At 55.6% G+C, this 16,345-nt stretch carries 16 protein-coding genes; 14 read left to right on the forward strand and 2 right to left on the reverse strand.

What is annotated here, in order from left to right; genetic code table 11:
- The first annotated feature begins 94 nt into the window (after positions 1 to 94).
- Together BCS37_RS04035 and BCS37_RS04040 are read left to right on the forward strand one after the other, a co-directional pair.
- Entirely contained in the window at positions 95 to 391 is a 297-nt protein-coding gene (locus BCS37_RS04035) for a zinc-ribbon domain containing protein (RefSeq protein ID WP_069180270.1), read from the forward strand.
- A 96-nt stretch (positions 392 to 487) separates the two neighbouring features.
- A complete protein-coding gene (locus tag BCS37_RS04040) occupies positions 488 to 1,261 on the forward strand; it encodes a basic amino acid ABC transporter substrate-binding protein (RefSeq protein WP_069180271.1) in 774 nt (257 codons plus the stop codon).
- A gap of 64 nt (positions 1,262 to 1,325) precedes the next feature.
- On the opposite strand, the gene BCS37_RS04045 is transcribed toward BCS37_RS04040, so the two are convergent.
- A complete protein-coding gene (locus BCS37_RS04045) occupies positions 1,326 to 2,192 on the reverse strand; it encodes an RluA family pseudouridine synthase (protein ID WP_069180272.1) in 867 nt (288 codons plus the stop codon).
- Positions 2,189 to 3,448 (reverse strand): uracil permease, encoded by a 1,260-nt coding sequence (uraA, locus tag BCS37_RS04050; RefSeq protein WP_069180273.1) that lies wholly within the window; start codon positions 3,446 to 3,448, stop codon positions 2,189 to 2,191. The genes BCS37_RS04045 and uraA overlap by 4 nt, the downstream gene beginning before the upstream one ends.
- 184 nt (positions 3,449 to 3,632) lie before the next feature.
- Between uraA and BCS37_RS04055 the strand changes: the two genes are divergently transcribed.
- From BCS37_RS04055 to BCS37_RS04110, 12 genes are all read left to right on the forward strand, one after another.
- On the forward strand, positions 3,633 to 4,598 hold the full coding sequence (locus BCS37_RS04055) for a type I phosphomannose isomerase catalytic subunit (protein WP_069180274.1): 966 nt from the start codon (positions 3,633 to 3,635) through the stop codon (positions 4,596 to 4,598).
- A gap of 84 nt (positions 4,599 to 4,682) precedes the next feature.
- Positions 4,683 to 5,609, forward strand: a complete 927-nt coding sequence (locus BCS37_RS04060) for a DUF2156 domain-containing protein (RefSeq protein ID WP_069180275.1) — start codon at positions 4,683 to 4,685, stop codon at positions 5,607 to 5,609.
- Positions 5,610 to 5,723: 114 nt separating this feature from the next.
- The gene (locus tag BCS37_RS04065; RefSeq protein ID WP_069180276.1) at positions 5,724 to 7,391 is read left to right on the forward strand and encodes a 2-isopropylmalate synthase; all 1,668 of its coding nucleotides are present in this window, start codon (positions 5,724 to 5,726) and stop codon (positions 7,389 to 7,391) included.
- A gap of 3 nt (positions 7,392 to 7,394) precedes the next feature.
- Positions 7,395 to 9,224 (forward strand): excinuclease ABC subunit UvrC, encoded by a 1,830-nt coding sequence (gene uvrC / locus BCS37_RS04070; protein WP_069180277.1) that lies wholly within the window; start codon positions 7,395 to 7,397, stop codon positions 9,222 to 9,224.
- A gap of 431 nt (positions 9,225 to 9,655) precedes the next feature.
- A complete protein-coding gene (locus BCS37_RS04075; RefSeq protein WP_069180278.1) occupies positions 9,656 to 11,338 on the forward strand; it encodes a sensor histidine kinase in 1,683 nt (560 codons plus the stop codon).
- Positions 11,331 to 12,098 (forward strand): response regulator transcription factor, encoded by a 768-nt coding sequence (locus BCS37_RS04080; RefSeq protein ID WP_069180279.1) that lies wholly within the window; start codon positions 11,331 to 11,333, stop codon positions 12,096 to 12,098. The genes BCS37_RS04075 and BCS37_RS04080 overlap by 8 nt, the downstream gene beginning before the upstream one ends.
- Before the next feature lie 148 nt (positions 12,099 to 12,246).
- A complete protein-coding gene (locus BCS37_RS04085; protein WP_069180280.1) occupies positions 12,247 to 12,408 on the forward strand; it encodes a rubredoxin in 162 nt (53 codons plus the stop codon).
- 149 nt (positions 12,409 to 12,557) lie between these two features.
- Positions 12,558 to 14,030 carry a sodium/proline symporter PutP gene (putP, locus tag BCS37_RS04090; protein WP_069180281.1) on the forward strand — a complete coding sequence of 491 codons (1,473 nt, stop codon included), beginning with the start codon at positions 12,558 to 12,560 and terminating at the stop codon, positions 14,028 to 14,030.
- Between the two features lie 68 nt (positions 14,031 to 14,098).
- Entirely contained in the window at positions 14,099 to 14,464 is a 366-nt protein-coding gene (locus BCS37_RS04095; protein WP_069180282.1) for a VOC family protein, read from the forward strand.
- A gap of 66 nt (positions 14,465 to 14,530) precedes the next feature.
- Positions 14,531 to 15,394, forward strand: a complete 864-nt coding sequence (locus BCS37_RS04100; RefSeq protein WP_069180283.1) for a response regulator — start codon at positions 14,531 to 14,533, stop codon at positions 15,392 to 15,394.
- Positions 15,395 to 15,397: 3 nt separating this feature from the next.
- On the forward strand, positions 15,398 to 15,862 hold the full coding sequence (locus BCS37_RS04105; RefSeq protein WP_069180284.1) for a chemotaxis protein CheX: 465 nt from the start codon (positions 15,398 to 15,400) through the stop codon (positions 15,860 to 15,862).
- 36 nt (positions 15,863 to 15,898) lie between these two features.
- Positions 15,899 to 16,330: a DUF1934 domain-containing protein gene (locus tag BCS37_RS04110; RefSeq protein WP_069180285.1), complete on the forward strand. Its 432-nt coding sequence runs from the start codon at positions 15,899 to 15,901 to the stop codon at positions 16,328 to 16,330.
- Positions 16,331 to 16,345 lie beyond the last annotated feature (15 nt).

Genomic DNA, 16,345 nt, shown 5'->3' on the forward strand with positions numbered 1-16,345 from the left:
ATCAAGCTTTGCCGTACCATGATCTCAGTGAACGCTTTCCCAGTTCGGCGAATGGAGAGACTAACTATATTTTTTCAAGGGAGATTGTGGAAGAATGGCATTTGAAGACAAGACACTCGTATGCAAAGAATGCGGCGGCAGCTTCGTGTTCACGGCCGGTGAGCAGGAGTTCTATGCGGAGAAGGGCTTTGAGAACGAGCCGGCACGCTGCCGTGACTGCCGCGACAAGCGTCGCCGCGGTCGTGACGAGCAGAACAGCGGCGAGCGTCAGATGTTCCATGTGGTCTGTGCCGAGTGCGGCAAGGATACGGAAGTTCCGTTCGAGCCGAAGACGGATCGTCCGGTCTACTGCCGCGACTGCTTCAATGCGAAGCGCGCAGCACGTTTCTAAGGATTTTTAGGGGACTCTTAGTCCCTTTCATGGAGGGATTGCTGCCCTGTTGCGGCATCCCTCCTTTGATTTTATACCATTTGAGGAGGCTTCCCCATGAAACTGAAGAAATTGGCACTTGTTCTGACCGGTGCTCTCGTGAGTCTCGCGCTTGTCGGCTGCGGCGGCGGCGGTGATCAGGCGAAGCAGGAGGCAAAGGTGCTGCGCGTGGGTGCTGCGGTGGACTTTGCGCCGTTCGAGTTCCAGGATGAAGGACAGAAGGAGTATCAGGGCTTTGACATGGATCTCATCCGTGCGATTGCCAAGGAGATGGGCAGTGAGGCAGAGATCCAGAACATCGGCTTTGATGGTCTGATCCCTGCGCTTCAGGCGAAGAACATTGATGTCATCATCAGCGGCATGACGATCAATGATGAGCGCAAGCAGAAGGTGAACTTCTCCGATCCGTACTACCAGTCGGGTCTTACGATGATCGTCCGCAGCGATGAGGAAGCGATTAAGTCGTTCAAGGATCTGAAGGGGCATAAGGTCGCCGTTCAGATCGGTACGACGAGTGCGAACATGGTCAAGGAGATGGAGGGCGTTACGGTCACTGAGCTGAACACGCCCGCAGACTGCTTCATGGAGCTCAAGGCGCGCGGCGTGGATGCTGTCGTCAATGACCGCCCCGTCAACGACTATTACATCAAGCAGACGCAGGCGGTCGGTGTGAAGTCCCTCGAGGACAAGCTCTCTGCCGAGGACTACGGCATTGCGATGGCGAAGGACAATGCCGACCTCCAGAAGAAGGTCAACGAGGCCCTCAAGAAGCTGCATGAGAACGGCGAATACGACAAGATCTATCAGAAGTGGTTCGGAGCGAGCAAGTAAGGAATCACTGAATGACAAAAAGCCCCGCAGATGGAGAAAATCCGTCTGTGGGGCTTTTCTATGGTTACAATGAGAGAATGCGTGCCATATCTTCTGGCAGCAGGGACTCCACGGAGAGCCGTTCACCTGTGCGCGGATGCGTGAGGGTGAGCTGAGCTGAATGGAGTGCGTGGCGTGGGATGAGATCCGTCCTGCCGCCGTAGAGGTCATCTCCAAGCAGGGGATGTCCCAGATGGGCGAGGTGGACGCGGATTTGGTGCGTGCGCCCCGTCTCAAGATGCAGACGCAGAAGGGAATGATGTACATTCGTCCACTCCGTCCGATAATGTGTGCGCGCGGGCTTCCCGTCGGGAGCGACACGGCGCAGAATGATACTCGGCAGGGCGCGTGCTATCGGTGCGTCAATCGTGCCGATTGGCGGCGTAAGTGCTCCATCAATCAGTGCAAGATATTCGCGTGTAAGCGTATCCTGTTTTGCCATTTGATATTGCACCTCGGGATGCTTTGCGATGAGCAGCAGTCCTGTCGTATTGCGGTCGAGGCGGTGGCACGGATGAAAGTCGAGCGTCATGCCCCGTGCCTCGTAAAGCCCGCGCACGGCATTGGCGACGGTTCCGTGCGCTTCTCTTGTCGTCGGATGAACGAGCTGCCCCGCAGGCTTGTCAATGATAAGGAGATCTGCGTCCTCGTAAACAATCACAAGCGGAAGCTGCTCGGGGGTGACGGAGCTGACAATTGGCAGCTCATAGGAGACAATGTCACCCGTATGCAGCATGGTGCGCGCGGCAATTACAGGGAGGCCGTTCACGGCAAATGTGCCGCTGTGTTTGATGCGCTTCCACAGCCCTGAGGAAATCCCGCACGTATGCATAAGATACGCCTTAGCGGGGCATTCTGCCCCCTCCGGAAGCGTGACAATGTGCTCCGTCATTCGCTTCGCGTTTGCTCTGAACGGCGCAGGGCAAGGATGATGCGGAAGGAGATGGAGAGGATGACTGCGATTACGGTTGCAAGTGCCATGCCGCGCAGCGTGACCGTTCCAATCGTAAGGCTTGCAGTGGATACACCGAGCCCCATAACGATGGAGGTGAGGAGGAGGTTCATCGGGTTGTTGTAGTCCACCTTTGCCTCGACGAGGATGCGAATGCCCGAGGCGGCAATCACGCCGAAGAGCAGCATGGAGACACCGCCCATGACGGGAACGGGGATACTTTGGATGAGCGCGGCGAGCTTGCCGAGGCAGGAGAGCAGGATTGCAAAGATGGCGGCACCGCCGATGACCCATGTGGAGTAGACCTTTGTGATGGCCAGCACGCCGATGTTCTCACCGTAGGTTGTATTCGGCGTTGAGCCAAAGAAGCCGGAGAAGATTGTCGAAACGCCGTTGCCGAGGAGGGAGCGGTCTAGCCCCGGATCCTTAGCGAGGTTGCGCCCGACGATGTTGCCTGTGACAATGAGATGTCCGATGTGCTCCACGATGACGACGATGGAGGCAGGGAGAATGATGAGAATCGCACGCAGGTCGAACTCCGGCGTATAGATGGTCGGAATCGCAAACCATGGCGCACTCTCAACGTGCGAGAGATCGACAATGCCGACGGTGAATGCAATGACATAGCCTGCGACAACGCCGATGAGAATCGGGATGATGGAGAGGAAACCGCGGAATGCCATCGAGGCAAAGATGGTGATGGCAAGCGTTGCAATCGAGACGAAGATGGCGGTTGCATCCGTGTTTTCGCCCGTCAACCCCGCCATGTTTGCCGCCGTTGGCATCAGCTCCAGACCGATGACAGCGACAATCGCACCCATCGAGGCAGGCGGAAAGATCACGTCGATCCAGCTCGTCCCGATCGTGTGCACGATGAAGCTGACGATACAGAAAACGATACCGACGACGATGAAGCCGCCGAGTGCCGCCTCATAGCTGTATTGGGAGAGTACGAGGAAGACAGGGGAGAGAAAGGCGAAACTCGAGCCGAGGTACGCGGGAATCTTCCCCTTGCAGAGGATGAGGTAGAACAGTGTGCCGATGCCGTTGAAGAGCAGGACGGTCGCTGGATTGACGTGAAAGAGGATCGGCACGAGTACGGTCGAGCCAAACATGGCGAAAAGGTGCTGCAGGGACAGCGGGATGGTGGTCAGGAGCGGCGGACGCTCCGTTGTGTCAATCGTCTTTTGGGACATGATATCACTCCGTTTCAGATGGGTCAGGGCTGTCAGATGAATATAGCGGCGCTGCTATAGGCGTCCCTATGATACCATAGACGGCGGCGGGGAACAATTATGATTTCATGAGTGGATATTTTGCTTGCAGATTTTGACTGGATTCAGTAAGATGGTTCTACGAATGTGAATAAGGAAGTGAATGATGAAATATCCGATGAAACTGATTGCACCGCTGAAGGATTATCTCTGGGGCGGCACGCGGCTAAGGGATGAATACGGCAAAGAGACGCAGCTGACCCAGGTTGCCGAGAGCTGGGAACTCGCCTGCCATAAGGACGGCAAAAGTGTCATCGCAAACGGCGCAGCGGCAGGGCAGACCCTCGCAGATTGGCTCGCGGCGGCAGGTGTGGATGCGCTCGGCACGAATGCGGCGAAGTTTCCCTATTTTCCACTCCTTATTAAACTTATTGACGCACATGACAATCTCTCTGTGCAGGTGCACCCCTCTGATAATTATGCCCTGCGGGTCGAAGGGGAGTACGGAAAGACCGAGATGTGGTACATTGTGGACGCTGCGCCGGGGGCGGAACTGCTTTATGGCTTCCAACGGGAGATATCGCGGGAGGAATTTCAGCGGCGGATTGAGGACAATACCCTCCTTGATGTTGTGCAGCGTGTGCCCGTGCAGAAGGGGGATGTATTCTTCATTCCTGCTGGCACACTGCATGCAATCGGCAAGGGCATTCTTATCTGCGAGATTCAGCAGAATTCGAATACGACCTACCGTATCTATGACTATGGGCGCATTGGCGCAGACGGCAGACCGCGCGATCTCCATATCGAAAAGGCGCTCGAGGTGACGCATCTCGCTCCGGTCGAACCATATACAGTGTTTGGAACGGTGGTCGATATCTTTTTGGGAGCACGGGTTCGTCTCCTTGCCGCATGCGATTACTTTACGGTGTACCATCTCCGCGCTGCGGGGGAATGCACCCTCGCTGCGGGCGATGACTCCTTCCACTGCCTGACTGTACTCTCCGGCCATCTGACATTGCGTTCGGAACGTGGAGAGATCGAAGCATGGAAGGGTGAGAGCATATTCCTGCCGGCAGGACTGGGGGCCTATTCACTCACAGGTGTAGGGGAGCTGATTCTTAGTAAAATTTAATAGGAAATGTTACAGGTGAGGGCTTGACGGCTTTGCTATAATGAGACCATTAGGAGAACTTTTATTAGGGAAGCCGATTGGAAGGTGAGACTCATCGAATTTCATGCCTTAACGAAGGAAGACAAGCCCCTGCTTGATCAATATTTTTGTGCGAATTACTATGAGAATTCGCATTTTAACTTTACGAATCTCTATATGTGGCGCGAACCATTCCACGTTCATATTGCGGAGGAGGACGATGTTCTCTATGTGGTGAGTGAGTGGAAGGCACGCATTTCGGCGCTGCAGCCGTTTTGCGATCCTGCACGTTATCCCGCGGCGACGAAGAAGCTGCTCGCGTACTTCGAGGAGATTGAACAGCCCTTCCATATCTATGATATGGAGCGGGGGTATGCAGATTTCCTGCGTGATTGTACCTGCGCCGACTTCGAGGTAGTTGCTGACCGCGACAACTTTGACTATGTGTATCTCGCGGAAAAACTCATCAATCTCTCAGGGCGCAAGCTGCACTCAAAGAAGAACCATCTGAATGCGTTCCGCAAGGAGCATCCCGATGCAGAGTTTGTGCCGATCACGGATGAGATCGTCACCCTGTGCAAGCTCGAACTGAACAGCTGGTACAAGCAGCACCGTCAGGAGGACGGGACGGTCGATCCGTTCATCGGTTACGAGCGCACGGCGATCCTCGAAGTGCTGAACAACTTTGAGGACTTCGGGCTGAAGGGCGGCGCGATCCTCCTCGATGGGCGCGTCATCGCTTTTACCTTCGGCGAGCAGCTGAATACGGACACGGCGGTCATTCACGTGGAGAAGGCAGATCCTGAGCTGCGCGGCGCGTATCCTGCGATCAATCAGGGGTTTGTGGAGCACGCGTGGAGTGATATGACCTACATCAACCGTGAGGAGGATATGGGCATTGAGGGGCTGCGCAAGGCAAAGGAGTCCTACAAGCCCGAGAAGCTGATTGAGAAGTTTAATGCGACCTTGGTCGGATTTGCAAACTGCACGTGAATATGGTAAGATAGCACAACGCTAGGATAACGCAGGCTCGTCCTTCGCCCAACATAAGCGGCGAAGGACGTTCTTGTTTTATAAGGGTATTTTGACAATGCGGGGGGAACGATCATGAATCACACAAAGTACACGAAGGGGTATTATATGCCGCCCGAGATCCGTCTGGACTGGCTGCGCAAGGATGCGCCCGACAAGGCGCCGATCTGGTGCTCGGTCGATCTGCGCGACGGCAACCAGGCACTCATCATTCCAATGAGTCTGGACGAAAAGCTCGCGTTCTTTGATCTCCTCGTGCGTGTGGGATTCAAGGAGATCGAGGTTGGCTTCCCCGCCGCGTCGGAGACGGAGTACGAGTTCCTGCGCCGTCTCGTCGAGGACAATCTCATCCCCGACGATGTGACGGTGCAGGTACTGACGCAGGCACGTGAGCATATCATCCGAAAGACGTTTGATGCGCTGCGCGGCGTGAAGAACGCGATTGTGCATGTCTACAACCCCACGTCTGCAGCACAGCGCGAGCAGGTATTTGCACGATCAAAGGAGGAGATCCTCCAGATCGCCGTAGACGGCGCAAAGCTTCTCAAGAAGCTGACGGAGGAGGCGGGCGCGAACTATCGGTTTGAATACTCGCCCGAAAGCTTCACGGGCACGGAGCCGGAGTATGCGCTCGAGGTCTGCAATGCTGTGCTCGATGTGTGGCAGCCCACGCCCGACCGCAAGGCGATCATCAATCTTCCCTCGACGGTTCAAATGTCGATGTCACATGTCTACGGGATGCAGATTGCCTACGTCAACGAGCGGCTGAAATACCGTGACAGCGTCGTCCTCTCCCTCCACCCGCACAACGACCGCGGCTGCGGCGTAGCAGATGCGGAGATGGGGCTGCTCGCGGGTGCAGACCGTGTCGAGGGCACACTCTTCGGCAACGGGGAACGCACGGGCAACGTCGATATCATCACGGTCGCAATGAATATGTTTGCGCTCGGTGTCAATCCGAATCTCGACTTCTCCGATCTCCCGCACCTCGTCGAGGTCTATGAGCAGGTGACGCGCATGCAGGTCAACCCGCGCCAGCCGTACTCGGGCGCACTCGTCTTTGCCGCGTTCTCCGGCTCCCATCAGGATGCCATCGCCAAGGGCATGAAGCACTGGGATGAGAACAAGCCCAAGCACTGGTCACTGCCATACCTCTACATCGACCCGAAGGATATCGGGCGCACGTACGACGGCGATGTCATCCGCATCAACAGCCAGTCGGGCAGGGGCGGCGTCGGCTACATCATGGAGCACCAGTACGGCATCAGCATGCCGAAGAAGATGCGCGAGGACTTCAGCTATCGCGTGAAGTCCGTCTCCGACAGCGGGCACAAGGAGCTTATGCCGGATGAAATTTACAAGGTCTTTACGGATACATACGTCAATATCGTTTTCCCGTTCGAGCTTTCGGATTTCCATCTGAAAAAGCAGCCGGACGGCACGCGCATGGGGGACGTTCATCTGAAGGTGAACGGCGAGGAGCATATGTACGGGGCGCGCGGCAACGGGCGTCTGGACGCGATCTCGAACGCCATGCAGGAAAATCTTGGCCTGCACTATACGAACCTCACATACAGCGAGCATGCGCTTGAAATCGGGCAGACCTCGCGTGCCATCTCCTACATCAGCATCACAGGCAAGGACGGCAAGGTCTACTGGGGCGCGGGACTGGATACAGATATCATCACGTCGTCCATCCTTGCACTGTTCAGTGCGATCAATCGCATGAAGGCAGGACACTGAGTCGTGACGGACACGGTCGCCGAAAAACTGAAACTGCTGCCGGAGTCTCCGGGTGTCTACCTCATGAAGGATGCGCGCGGGAAGATCATCTACGTGGGCAAGGCAATCGTTCTAAAGAACCGTGTCCGACAGTACTTTCAGAGCAGCCGCAATCAGGCACCGAAGGTGCGTGCGATGGTTTCGCACATCGCCGACTTCGAAACCATCATGACGGCAAACGAAGTCGAGTCGCTGATACTCGAAGCGAATCTGATTAAGAAACATCGTCCGCGTTACAACATCCGCCTGAAGGACGACAAGAGTTACCCCTATGTCAAGGTGACAGTGCAGGAGGAATATCCGCGCGTCTTCATCACGCGGCGTGTCGTGCGTGATGGTGCGCGCTATTTCGGACCCTATACAAATGTGACAGCGCTGCGGGACAGCTTGAAGCTCCTGAAGCGCCTTTTTCCTATGCGCACGTGCCGTACGATGCCCGAGCGCCCCTGCCTGGAGTATCATATCAAGCGCTGCCTTGCACCCTGCGTGGGGAAGGTGACAGCGGAGGACTACGGTGCGATGATCCGCGCTGTTCTGCTCTTTTTGGAGGGACGGACGGACGATGTGGAGCGCGAGCTCGAGCATCGCATGAACCTTGCAGCAGAAGCCTATCACTTCGAGACAGCGGCACGGCTTCGCGATCAGCTCACGGCGGTGCGCAAGGCGGCGGAGCGGCAGAACATCGTTACGGGAGCAGGCGATCAGGACGCGATTGGCATGGCACGCTCGGCGGCGGGGGTCTGTGTGCAGATCTTTTTCATTCGCGGAGGCAAGATGATCGGGCGCGAGCATTTTCTCCTGCGCGGGAGCGAGGAGGAGAGTGATGCGGATATTTTGCGTGCGTTCCTCGAACAGTACTACAACCAGGCAACCTTTGTGCCGCGTGAGGTTCTGCTCCCGTGTGCGATTGATGCGGCGGGTCAGGAGATTATTGAGCGCTGGCTTGCGGAGAAGAAGGGCGGGGGAAAGGTTGTCCTACTTACGCCGCAGCGCGGCACAAAGCACGATATTGTCGAGATGGCGACGGGGAACGCGGAGAAATTTCTCACGGACGAGGAGACGCGCCGCAGCCTCGCCGATGAGCAGACGCTTGGCGCGGTCGAGGAGCTCGGGCGTTATCTCGGCCTTAGGAAGCTGCCGTATCGTATGGAGTGTTTCGACATCTCGCACAATCAGGGGCAGGAGACCGTTGCCTCGATGGTTGTGTTCGAGGGCGGGATGCCGAAGAAGTCGGACTATCGTCGCTTCAAGATCAAGAGTGCAGAGGGCAAGCCCGATGACTTCCTCTCCATGCGTGAAGTCACGACGCGGCGCTATGTGGGACTGCCGAAGGAGGAACTGCCCGATCTCATCATCATTGACGGCGGCAAGGGGCAGCTTTCCTCCGCACTTGAGATTATCCGAATCGAGGCGGGGCATAAGGAGGTGCCTGTTGTCGGGCTTGCCAAGCAGTTTGAATTAGTGTTTACGGAGGGGAACTCCGAGCCGGTCGAGCTCCCGCGCCGCAGCCCGTCCCTCTATCTCATTCAGCGCATCCGTGACGAGGCGCACCGCTTTGCAATCACATTTCATCGCAAGCTGCGCGGCAAGCGCAACCTCGTCTCCGTGCTCGACCACATCGTCGGTATTGGACCGAAGAGGCGGCAGAGTCTCTGGGCACACTTCGGAACACTGGACAAGATTAAGGCGGCTTCGGTCGATGAACTCGCCACTGTCCCCGGAATGAATCGCCCTTCGGCGGAAGCCATCGTTCATTTCTTCGAGGCTCAACGGGAACTTCGTGGGAAACAATAGAAAAGAGAGGATTCTCCCCCCAAAATGACGAACTGTATGATTGCTCTGCAGTTCTGATTATTGTAGAATAATCAAAAAGATTTGAAATTGATGACATCTCATTCTTGCAGAGATTTGTTACACTTGGTTTGATCCGCAGTGTACCGTGTCCTTTAGGAATCTGTTCTTAAGCAAATGGCGCGCGGCGGCTATCAAATAAATCCCCATTTCCCCCCATCCCCCATTCCCATATTTTCCCCTTCCAAGACCGTCACGCTATGTGGCGGTTTTCCTTTTGTATTAATTTGTATTTGACTTTATTTATAATTTTGCTTGACAGAAATAAGATTTATCCGTATTCTTTCTTTATAGTCTGAACATTACGGAAGACTGCTGTTTTCCTCGTTTGTCCACTGTGCTGCCGTATGGCAGGAGAGGGGGCTGAGCCTTGCATGAAGTGGTATCGGATCAGTTATCAAAAGCGCTTGCTTACCTATCTGCTCCTCGGCGGGCTTCTTCCTCTTCTCCTTGCTTCCGCGATGATTCTCTATGCGACGGACAGCGTCTATAAAAACAGGCAGGTGCGGGAGGGGCGCGCTGCGGTAGAGCAAATATCGTGCGCAATCGATGGATTTGTTGTGCACGAACAGCATCGAATGGATGCGCTTTTGGTACGCCCCGAGACCATTGCCTTTCTGCGCGGCACGCATGCGGATAGGGAAGATATTCACAGGATCCTCTCAGCATTCCAGGAAGAGTGCACCGCTGATACGGCAGGCTGTCTGTTCTCTGCGGACGGCAGCGAAATCATGGCGGCGGATAATCTGCCGTACGGCGATCGTCTGCCGGAACATCTGCACATGGGGCTGCTTGATCTCGCTGCAGCAGAGCAGGATTGGGTGATCTCTGCGACAGAGCACTGTGGTGTGAATCGTGGGGATACTGTCTTTTCGATGGCGCATGCGATTCGGCAGGAGGATGAACTCTTGGGCTTTGCCGTGGTCAATGTGCGGCGCGCAGCTCTCACGAAGCTTGTTCAGGATGTGCTGGACGGCAGCGCGGGGCAGATTATCTTAACGGACCGCAGCGGCGCTGTGATGATGGATGTGTTCAATCATGACGGGGCAGAACTTTCCCTCGAAAAGGCTGGCGGAGCATCGGAGACGGTCTTTCGTGACTGTGCGTATTCTTCGCCGGATACGGGCTTCACGGTTCATCTGCGCCAGCATTTGGATGCTGCCCCTCTGGACGATCTCTTTCGCCTTGTCCTCATGGTGGATGCCGTCGCACTTTGTGTGACGGCATACCTTGCCGCTCGATTGAGCCGCCATCTTTGGCGTCCGCTGCATACGCTGACGACGGCGATGCGGCGCGTGCGCAGTCACGATGATTTCTCCGTGAAGGTGGATGCACAGCGCAGCGACGAGATCGGTGAGTTGGCGCTCACATTCAACAGCCTGATCGAGCACATACGAACGCTCCTTGCAGAGAACCGTGCGCGTGAACGGACGCTGCGTGTGGCACAGGTGAAGTCCCTGACGGAGATGATTCGGCCGCATTTTATCTACAACACGCTGAATCTCATCAAGTGGAGTGCAAAGCTTGGTGACAGCGAGGGGGCGGCGGATACCGCCGTGCAGCTCGGTAAACTGCTGCGTGTTTCGGTGAGCATGAAGGATTATGTAACGGTGGCGGAGGAACTGAGCTTTCTCCGTACGTATCTGAGGATTCAACAGCGGCGCTACGAGGGGCGGCTGAAGGTGACCGTGCGTGTGGACTGCGCGGTCTATGGCTGCTACGTGCCAAAGCTGATCCTGCAGCCTCTTGTTGAGAATGCCATCCAGCATGGTATTGAAATGGCAGAGAGCGGCGGGAAGATCGCTGTTTCGGGGATGCAGGAGAACGGTCGCCTCGTCTTTCGCGTGAAGGACAACGGACGGGGGATGTCATCGGAGCGCCGGCGGGAGGTGCTTGCACGGCGGGATGACAACCACTTCGGGCTTTACAATGTACATATGCGTGCGGTCTTGAATGGGGATGAGGACTGCGGGATTACACTGCACAGCACGGAGGGAAAGGGGACGGAGGTAGTTCTGACACTGAAGCACTGGGAGGAGGCTCCTCGTTATGATTAAGGTGCTTATTATAGACGACGAACCTATGCAGCGGCAGGGCATTGTGCGGCTGACGCCGTGGAGTGACTTTGGCGCCGAGGTGATCGGCGCGGCGGGCAGCGGCATGGAGGGGATTCTCCTCGCACGCGAGCACCGCCCCGATGTGCTCATTGTGGACATCAAGATGCCGGGACTCTCGGGGCTCGAGGTGATCGCGCGTCTGCGCGAGGAACTCGAGGCGGAGTACATCATCCTGTCAGGCTATGGTGAGTTCGAGTATGCACAGCAGGCGATTTCTCTTGGCGTATGCGCTTACCTACTGAAGCCGCTCGACGATGAGGATCTGGCTTCTGCCATGAGGCTTGCGGCGGAGCACATCATGGAGCGGCGGCTTCACTTGCAGGCAGCGAAGGGAGCGGAGATCAACGGTACGCATCTCGATCTGCCGGAGGAAGAGCCGGTGCGCGGGTATCTTCTGCACGCCGTGCGCCACATGGAGGAGCATATGGCGGAGCCGATCACGGTGCGTGAGGTTGCGAATGAGCTCGGACTCAGCGTCAGCTATCTGCACAAGCTCTTTGCACGCTGCGGCACCTCGTTCAGTGCATATCTGACGGACTGTCGGCTGCGGCGTGCAGGACAGATGCTGCGCGAGGGGGATGAGAAAATCTATGCGGTTGCAGCTGCCTGCGGCTATCAGGATACGCGCTATTTCAGCAAGATTTTCCAAAAGCATATGGGGGTCAAGCCAACAGAATACCGACATAGAAAAAATCTATAAGAATTTTCTACGAAAGTACTGGAAAAATACAAAAAAATATTGTAATATAATAATTGTTATTGGGTAGTAATTCGAATACGGCTTATACTTCCCAATCACATCTGTGTGTTATATTATATTTCTGTGTATATATGAAGGAGGGCTTCCCATGAAGACATGGGTTTGTACAGTTTGCGGATGGATCTATGATGAGGCTGTGGGCGATGCTGATTACGATCTGGCTCCCGGTGTGGCGTTTGAGGATCTGCCGGAGGATTTTGTCTGCCCACTCTGCGGTGTGGACAAGTCCCTGTTCGAGCAGCAGGAATAACGACGATCTTTCCCAATATGACCCCGCGTGTGCGGGGTTTTTTTATGCCAATTTGTAAGGAGCCCTGAAAAACTTTGCTTTTCGGGGAAAAATCCCGTATAATGAACGGCATGTTTTGATAGTTCCTTACGTAGCGAGAGGATTTTTCTTTGGCAGAGCAAATTGAAATCAGCATTATTTTCGTTGTTTATATGCTCGTAATGATGGGGATCGGGGTCTATTATTACAGGCGCACACGCAATATGAGCGATTACTTTCTCGGGAATCGAAAGCTTGGTGCATGGGTGACCTCGATGAGCGCCGAGGCGTCGGATATGTCCGGATGGATGCTTATGGGACTGCCTGGGTTTGCGTATGTGGCAGGGCTCAATGCGGGGTGGATCGCGCTTGGGCTTGCCCTCGGGACATGGGCGAACTGGCGGTTCATTGCAGTGCGGCTGCGCATCTATACGGAACTGGCAAACAATTCACTGACGCTGCCGGATTTCTTTGAGAACCGTTTTTTTGCCACGTCGGGGGCGCTGCGCGTTGTTCCGGCGATCTTCATCCTGATCTTCTTCATCCTCTATACGTCGTCCGGCTTCGTTGCGGCGGGGCGTCTCTTCGAGACAATCTTTCAGCTGCCGTATTTGACGGCGCTGCTCGCGGGCGCAGGCGTTGTGGTTTTCTATACGCTGGTCGGCGGCTTCCTCGCTGTGTCGCGTACGGACTTTATCCAGGGCGTGATGATGTTCTTTGCCATTCTTGTCGTTCCTGTCGGCGCTGCGATTATGCTCGGCGGCTTCGGAGCGACGGCGGAATTGATCTACGCAGAGCATGCGTCGTTTTTCTCGCCGCTGACGAAGTCCGATGGATCGACGCTCGGCTTGATTGAGTTCATTTCGCTGATGGCGTGGGGTATCGGTTACTTCGGTCAGCCGCATATTCTCGTGCGCTTTATGGCAATCCGTCATGCGGAGGAACTTCCGCAGGCAACACGGATTGCAATGGCGTGGGTGGTGATCTCGCTCTCTGCCGCGATTCTGGTCGGTATGGTCGGCGCGGTCTATCTGCGCACACCGCTTGAGGGGACAGCGGCGGAGACAGTGTTCCTTGCGATGGCAGGAGAACTTTTCCCGCCAATCATTGCAGGGTTGATCCTTGCTGCTGTGCTCGCGGCGATCATGAGCACAGCATCGGCGCAGCTGCTTGTCGCAGCATCGGCATTCGCGCAGGATATCTATCGGCGCAGCTTTCGTCCGCATGCACAGCAGGTGGAGCTCGTCTGGGTGAGCCGCCTCTCGGTGCTCGTGATTGCAGCGGCGGCGATCTACCTCGGGCTGAGTCCGGACAACTTCATCCTCGATATGGTGGCATATGCATGGGCGGGGTTTGGCGCAGCGTTTGGGCCTGCGCTTCTCATGTGTCTCTTTTGGCGGCGCACGACGGAGCGCGGCGTGCTTGCGGGGATTGTGACAGGCGGTATGACAGTGCTCGTCTGGAAGCAGCTGGCGCTTTTTGGGCTCTATGAGATTGTGCCCGGCTTTGTGCTCGGACTCTTTGCAATCTGGGGGGTGAGCAAGCTGGACGCAGAGCCGGCGCCTGAGGTGATGGAGCTCTTTGATCGTGTGGGGCGGCAGTAGACTGTTGCACTTGTTACGACATAGGATGTTTTTCTGCGGTACAATGTGGTTTAAAATAGGAGGATACGATGGCATTTACGTTTACGCATGTGAATTTCAACGTGCTCGATCTTGCGCGCAGTATGGATTTTTATGAGAAGGCGTTCGGCTTTCGAGAGAAACGCCGCATGGAGGCAGAGGGGTTCACGCTCGTCTACCTATGGGACGGCGCGACGGACTTCGAGCTCGAGCTGACGTATCTGCATGAGCGTAAGGAGCCGTACAACCTTGGAGAGAAGGAATTCCACCTTGCGCTCTACACGGATGACTATGCAGCGGCGCATGCGAAACATGCAGAGATGGGGATTATCTGCTATGAGAATGCGGAGATGGGGATTTACTTCGTCGAAGACCCGGATGGCTACTGGGTCGAGGTTTTGCCAAAAAACATGTGACGAAAGCTATCGTTTCGTGTATAATAGGGAATGCATGAAATGATCCGTAAAAGAGGGTGACATTGTATGGGGAAGCTGCGAGTGCTGATCGTGGATGATTCAAAGATCAGCCGCGTGATGATTGCTGAAAACTTACGGGATACGGATTTCGAAGTCTGCGGTATGGCGGCGGATGCCGTCGAGGCGATGCGGCTCTACACAGAGCTGCGCCCGGATCTTGTGACGATGGATATGAATCTGCCGGATACGAATGGTCTGGAGTGCAGCAAGCGCATTCTTGAGGCTGATCCGGATGCAAAGATTTTAATGATCAGCGCGATGAAGGATCTGAACCTCATCACACAGGGAAAGGCGGCCGGGATTCGCGCGTTCCTGCAAAAACCGGTTGCGAAGTTAGACTTGGTGGATACGCTCCATCTGATTTGTGAGGCGGCGGCAAGCCGTGAGACGGTCTTTCGTGAACTCTACGCCAAGCCGTTCGGGCGCGGCCTCCAACAGGGGCTTGCGGGGCTGCTCGGCATGGAGGGTGAGGTTTCGATTGAGCCGTATGAATCGCGCTCACTCGATGTGAGCGGTGCTGCGGTCATCATCGGCATCACGGGCTTTACAACGGGACGTGCGATCCTCTACGTGGATGAGCCAGTGATCAAACTGTTCGCGATGCACATGCTCGGACGTACGACGGTGGAAGAGCTCGACGACGTCGAGGCGGTGGATGCCGTTGAGGAGGCTGCGAACATTCTTGCCGGACGTGCTGTCTCGAAGATCAACAATGTGCTTGAGGGAAAAGAACTGCGCCTGACACCGCCGGGAACGATTCACGGGGCGCAGGTGCATATTGTCAGCCCCCGTATGACGACGTTCTGTATCAGCGTGCGGCTGCCAATCGGAATGGTGCGAATGAATGTGGGCTTTGCAGAGGGAGAGTAGTCAATGGATGCAAAACTGATCAATCCTTTTGTGGATGCCTTTACAACGGTAATGCCGATGCTGGGCTTTCCGGAGCCGACGCGGACGAAACTCTACGCTGCTTCGAATCGTGTCAAGAGCCTTGGGGTATCGATGCTGGTCGGCTTTACGAAGCAGATCCGAGGGAATGTCGTCTACAATATGAGTGAGGATACGGCGAAGTTCATCGCCTCTCAGATGATGATGGGCATGCCGGTCGAAACCTTTGACGAGATGGCGCAGAGCGCGATCTCGGAGCTGAGCAATATGCTGACGGCACACACTGCAACGAATATCACGGGGTTGGGGCTCGATGTAGATATCTCTACGCCGTCACTAAGTGTAGGCAAGGATTTCGATGTCAAGATCAGCGACGGGCAGTATCTTGTCGTGGAGATGAATCTGAACGGTCAGCTGGTGGATCTCGCGATTGCTGTTGATCAGAACTAGGCTGTGCAGAACACTTTTTGTCGGAGGGTGTATTCGATGAAGGGTGCGGAGCAGGTACACGTCTTCCTCGATGGAAGACAGGTGGACGCTGCGGGCGAGGAGAGCCGCATTGCGCTGTCCGTTACCGGACGGCGTTTTTTGCGTGGTGAGAGTCGCTATGTGAGCTATGATGACGGCGAGCTGATCGAGGGTGAGACCATACCTACGGTGCTGCGGATCGGCACCTCCGGCATTATGCTGCAGCGGCGCGGTGTTGTACGCTGGACACAGCACTTTGCCGCAGGCGAGGAACGCACGGGCAATTACCGCACACCATATGGCATGTTCCTCATCAAGACGCTGACGCGGCGTTTGCGTATGCGTATGTTTTCTGACGGGCGGGAGGAGGCATACATCTTCTATACGCTCTATGTGGACGGCGTGCGGCAGAGTGACAACACACTGGAAATACGGATCGAGCCGATGTAAAGGAGAGTCAAGCAA

The organism is Selenomonas sp. oral taxon 920 (assembly GCF_001717585.1).
Classification (GTDB): domain Bacteria; phylum Bacillota; class Negativicutes; order Selenomonadales; family Selenomonadaceae; genus Centipeda.

Bases quoted from the DNA above. Each gene is read 5' to 3' on its own strand.
- BCS37_RS04100 (WP_069180283.1), top strand. From the start codon at position 14,531: ATGGGGAAGCTGCGAGTGCTGATCGTGGATGATTCAAAGATCAGCCGC.
- BCS37_RS04065 (WP_069180276.1), top strand. From the start codon at position 5,724: ATGAATCACACAAAGTACACGAAGGGGTATTATATGCCGCCCGAGATC.
- BCS37_RS04045 (WP_069180272.1), bottom strand. From the start codon at position 2,192: ATGACGGAGCACATTGTCACGCTTCCGGAGGGGGCAGAATGCCCCGCT.
- BCS37_RS04080 (WP_069180279.1), top strand. From the start codon at position 11,331: ATGATTAAGGTGCTTATTATAGACGACGAACCTATGCAGCGGCAGGGC.
- uraA (WP_069180273.1), bottom strand. From the start codon at position 3,448: ATGTCCCAAAAGACGATTGACACAACGGAGCGTCCGCCGCTCCTGACC.
- BCS37_RS04075 (WP_069180278.1), top strand. From the start codon at position 9,656: ATGAAGTGGTATCGGATCAGTTATCAAAAGCGCTTGCTTACCTATCTG.
- BCS37_RS04055 (WP_069180274.1), top strand. From the start codon at position 3,633: ATGAAATATCCGATGAAACTGATTGCACCGCTGAAGGATTATCTCTGG.
- BCS37_RS04085 (WP_069180280.1), top strand. From the start codon at position 12,247: ATGAAGACATGGGTTTGTACAGTTTGCGGATGGATCTATGATGAGGCT.
- BCS37_RS04095 (WP_069180282.1), top strand. From the start codon at position 14,099: ATGGCATTTACGTTTACGCATGTGAATTTCAACGTGCTCGATCTTGCG.
- BCS37_RS04105 (WP_069180284.1), top strand. From the start codon at position 15,398: ATGGATGCAAAACTGATCAATCCTTTTGTGGATGCCTTTACAACGGTA.
- BCS37_RS04110 (WP_069180285.1), top strand. From the start codon at position 15,899: ATGAAGGGTGCGGAGCAGGTACACGTCTTCCTCGATGGAAGACAGGTG.
- BCS37_RS04040 (WP_069180271.1), top strand. From the start codon at position 488: ATGAAACTGAAGAAATTGGCACTTGTTCTGACCGGTGCTCTCGTGAGT.
- BCS37_RS04035 (WP_069180270.1), top strand. From the start codon at position 95: ATGGCATTTGAAGACAAGACACTCGTATGCAAAGAATGCGGCGGCAGC.